The sequence below is a fragment of the Desulfosarcina sp. genome (assembly GCF_033791525.1).
In the GTDB taxonomy this organism is placed as follows: Bacteria; Desulfobacterota; Desulfobacteria; order Desulfobacterales; family Desulfosarcinaceae; genus Desulfosarcina.
Window position 1 is genome coordinate 1 of record NZ_JASJGN010000031.1, and the last position, 2896, is coordinate 2896.

Sequence of the window (2896 nt, forward strand, 5' to 3'; positions counted from 1 at the left end):
CGGCCCAATGCGCTGCTCTGGGTGCAGATGCCATCGGTGTGGTCTTTTTTCCAAAAAGCCCGCGCCATGTCACCGCTGACCAGGCCAGGGCCGTGGTGGCGGCACTGCCGGAAACAGTGGCTGCCGTGGGCGTGTTTGTCGACGCAAGTTTTTCATACATCATGGCACGGGTCGAACGCTGCGGCCTTTCCATGGCGCAGCTTCACGGCCGTGAATCGGCGAGTCTGGCGGCGCGGTTGAAAACCGAGGGGGTGGGCGTAATCAAAGCCCTGTTCGTCGACGGCAAACCGGGTTTCGACGATGCACCGGGTTTCGAGGTCGATGGCTATCTGGTGGAGTGCGCCAAGGGCCCGCTTCCCGGCGGCAATGCCATGGCCTGGGACTGGGGCGCGGCCAGAGACTTCGGGCATCGTCAACCGCTGGTGCTCGCCGGGGGCCTCTCCCCGGACAATGTCGCCGAGGCGGTCCGTGCGGCCCTGCCGGCGGCCATTGACGTCAGCTCAGGTGTGGAGATGTCTCCGGGGAGGAAGGATCCGCATAAGGTGGCCCGGCTGATAGCGGCTGTTCAAGGCACCGCGGATCAGTATGCGGCTAAGACGATAAAAGCCGTGTTTCGCCCGAAGGGACAGCGACCCGATGCCTGACCGTGAAGAGATGCTGGTTATTCCTCACAGGCAGTTGAGCCCGGAGGCGCTTTCCGGGCTCATCGAGGAGTTCGTGACCCGCGACGGCACTGATTCGGGCTACACCCGGGGCTCACTGGCGGAAAGCGTATCCATGGTTCGCCGCCAGTTGGACAAGGGACAGGCGCTGATCGTATACGACAGCCGGACCCACACCTGTAACATCAAACCGTCAGATACGGTGCCGGGGCATAGCAGCCGAAGGATCTAAATGCAAATCTTTCAAATCTTGAAAATGGTAGATTGTGGTTCAGGTCAAGGCCGCAGGCTTATTGCAACCACAGGCGTAGCAGCGCTACGTTGAGGATTACAATAAGACGAGAACGCAGATCTGGGCCGTAAGATACCATTTTGGGGAGTCATTCGGAGAACGAAAACATGAAATATATCGGTGCTCACGTGAGTGCATCCGGCGGGGTGGAAAATGCACCGCTGAACGCAAAAAAGATCGATGCCACCGCCTTTGCCCTGTTTACCAAAAACCAGCGACAGTGGAAGGCCAAGCCCTTGACGGATGCATCAATCCATCGCTTCAAGGAGAACTGCGAGGCTGCCGGATACTCCCCGGATCAGATCCTGCCCCACGACAGCTATCTGATCAACCTGGGCCACCCCGAGGCGGCTGGGCTTGAAAAATCAAGGACGGCCTTTATCGATGAAATGAGCCGCTGCGAGCAGCTGGGGCTGAAATACCTGAACTTTCATCCGGGCAGCCACCTGAAAAAGATCGCCGAAGAGGCCTGCCTGGCACGGATTGCCGAATCCATCAACCTGGCCTTGGCCCAGACACGCGGCGTGACGGCAGTTATCGAGAACACCGCCGGCCAGGGCACCAACATGGGGCATCGGTTCGAACACCTGGCCGCCATTGTTGCCGGTGTTGACGATCAATCCAGGGTGGGGGTCTGCCTGGACACCTGCCACACCTTTTCAGCGGGGTATGACCTGGTCACGCCAAAGGGGTACGAAGAGACCCTGGCGCACTTTGATGCCGTGGTGGGTTTCTCCTTTCTGAGAGGGCTCCACCTGAACGACGGGAAGAAGATCATGGGTAGCCGTGTGGATCGCCATGAAAGCCTGGGCAAGGGAACGTTGGGGCTTGAGGCCTTTCAGATGATCATGAACGACCGCCGCTTCGACGGGATTCCCATGATTCTGGAGACTCCGGATGACAGCCGCTGGGCCGAAGAGATCCGGATGCTGAAAGGGATGATCGAATAGACTGATTGGCTCTTTACAAAATGCCATTTGGGAACTATTATTTTACCAAATGGTAATTCAAACAGGCGAGGCTGTCATGTACGGGGTATCCATCGGTATAAAACCACAGAACACGACCCAGTTGATTGCCCGGATCAAAAAAGGGTTGCCGCTAAAGACATTCGGGCAGTTGTGCAAGAATCTGGCGGTCCCGGAAAAAGAGTTGTGCAGGATCTTGAAAATCCCGTTGAGCACCCTGGCCCGGCGTAAAAAAAGCGGACAGCTCTCGTTTGAAGAGTCCGAACGAGTGTTCCGCATCGCCCGGCTCTATGACAAGGCGGTGGAGTTATTCAAACAACCTGAATTCGGACGCAAGTGGCTCAAGGAGCCGGCCTGGGCCCTGGGGGATGTGGCGCCCCTGGATTATGCCGACACCGAACTGGGCGCCAAGGAGGTGGAAGATCTGCTGGGACGCATCGAACATGGGGTTTTTACGTGACCCTGACGGCCTGGCGGATCGTCGAATCCAGGTATAAAAACAAAGCCTTCAGCGGCGACGGTGCCAGGCTTTTCGGCGGGCGCTGGAACAGCAAGGGCTTGGCCGTGATCTACACGGCCGGCAGTCTGGCGCTGGCTTCCATTGAATTGGTATTCAACCTGCCTTCCCCCAAACTGCTGGAAGCCTTTGTACGTATCCCCCTATACTTCGATGCAGATCTGGTGGAAAGTCTGCCGCCGGATCAATATCCCCGGAACTGGCAACACCGCCCCATTTCACCTCATACCAAGGCCATCGGTGACCGTTGGGTCAAGCAACTGCGCTCACTTTTACTGAAGGTGCCCAGCGTTGTGGTCCCCGAAGAGTTCAACGACCTGATCAATCCGACCCATCCTGACTTTGCCAAGATCGAAATCGGGCGCCCGGTAGTATATCACTTTGATCCTCGTTTAACCAAATAGCTTCGACTCGTTATTTTTGAGCCGATCGCCACCCAGGCCAACCTGCAGAACTT

Annotated in this window: 5 protein-coding genes; all 5 read left to right on the forward strand. The window is 57.4% G+C overall.

Translation table 11 applies throughout. From position 1 onward, the window contains the following. Positions 1–644 (forward strand): phosphoribosylanthranilate isomerase (locus tag QNK41_RS01440; RefSeq protein ID WP_319252998.1); only part of this gene is annotated, 644 nt, incomplete at its 5' end. After that, positions 637–894, forward strand: a complete 258-nt coding sequence (locus tag QNK41_RS01445) for a YheU family protein (RefSeq protein ID WP_319253000.1) — start codon at positions 637–639, stop codon at positions 892–894. The genes QNK41_RS01440 and QNK41_RS01445, both read left to right, overlap by 8 nt. Positions 895–1061: 167 nt before the next feature. Beyond that, positions 1062–1904: a deoxyribonuclease IV gene (nfo, locus tag QNK41_RS01450; RefSeq protein WP_319253002.1), complete on the forward strand. Its 843-nt coding sequence runs from the start codon at positions 1062–1064 to the stop codon at positions 1902–1904. A 76-nt stretch (positions 1905–1980) separates the two neighbouring features. Continuing rightward, complete coding sequence (locus tag QNK41_RS01455; RefSeq protein ID WP_319253004.1) at positions 1981–2382, forward strand: antitoxin Xre-like helix-turn-helix domain-containing protein; 402 nt, start codon at positions 1981–1983, stop codon at positions 2380–2382. After that, positions 2379–2843 (forward strand): RES family NAD+ phosphorylase, encoded by a 465-nt coding sequence (locus tag QNK41_RS01460; protein WP_319253006.1) that lies wholly within the window; start codon positions 2379–2381, stop codon positions 2841–2843. Before QNK41_RS01455 ends, QNK41_RS01460 begins: the two co-directional genes overlap by 4 nt. The last annotated feature ends 53 nt before the right edge of the window (positions 2844–2896 follow it).